This is a genomic window from Streptococcus infantis (assembly GCF_019929575.1).
In the GTDB taxonomy this organism is placed as follows: domain Bacteria; phylum Bacillota; class Bacilli; order Lactobacillales; family Streptococcaceae; genus Streptococcus; species Streptococcus infantis_L.
In genome coordinates, this window is sequence record NZ_JAHZPU010000071.1 from 1 (window position 1) to 843 (window position 843).

Below are 843 nucleotides of genomic sequence, written 5' to 3' on the forward strand. Positions count from 1 at the left end.
TAAAAGGACTTAGTCCTGTGCAGTACAGAACTAAATCCTTTCAATAATTATTTGTCTAACTTTTTGGGGTCAGTACAGAGAAGTGTTAGGGTTTTTTTATATATTTAGTTTGAGAAGTATTTTGGAACTATTCGAAACAAGACAGCTCTAAAACTAGGAAACATTGGTACTATCAATTCCACACATCCTATATAGACAGTTTCCCTTATGTTCTTTAATATTCTTCAAAACTATATCTTATACAAATGATTTAATTTTTCTAACTCTACTACATTCATACATACTTCTACTCCAGTAACTACCCCCTTACTATAAATAATTCCACAAGAAAACACAATCCTATCCTCACTCAAAATATTTGACAATATTACAAATGATTCCAAAACATAATCCTCTATAGTAATAAAACAATTATTTTCATCTTTGAAAAACTCTATAAATCCAATATCCTTACACCTATCGTCAAAATAAAACCTAAGTGATTTTAAATAATAATCAAAAAACACATCATTTTCCATAGAAATCCCTTTCATTTTTAAAATATTCTGATATAATCATACAAAAAATAAGTTTTGGAACTATTCGAAACAATACAGCAAGTTAAAATAAGACTTTGTCCGTACCCAACTTAAAAAAGTGCGTACCGATTCGGTTGCTAGAAAACCATCTGTAAAGAATGGCTTTTTCGTTTTGTAAAAGGAATGAGGCAAACTGTCTTTAAAATCATAAAACGCATAATGTCAGGAATTCAAAAAGATTGATATTATGGCCCTGTTGTAAAATGAAGTGCAACACAAAAGACATGTTCATCTGATATACTAGAGTTGCAAAAAACAGTATAGA

General features: G+C 29.3%; 1 protein-coding gene. It reads right to left on the reverse strand.

The features are described from left to right. Positions 1-230: 230 nt before the first annotated feature. The gene (locus tag K1I67_RS09695; protein WP_223339747.1) at positions 231-533 is read right to left on the reverse strand and encodes a hypothetical protein; all 303 of its coding nucleotides are present in this window, start codon (positions 531-533) and stop codon (positions 231-233) included. Between the last annotated feature and the right edge of the window lie 310 nt (positions 534-843).

Excerpts from the sequence above, each read along its gene's own strand:
- K1I67_RS09695 (WP_223339747.1), bottom strand. The coding sequence starts at position 533 with ATGAAAGGGATTTCTATGGAAAATGATGTGTTTTTTGATTATTATTTA.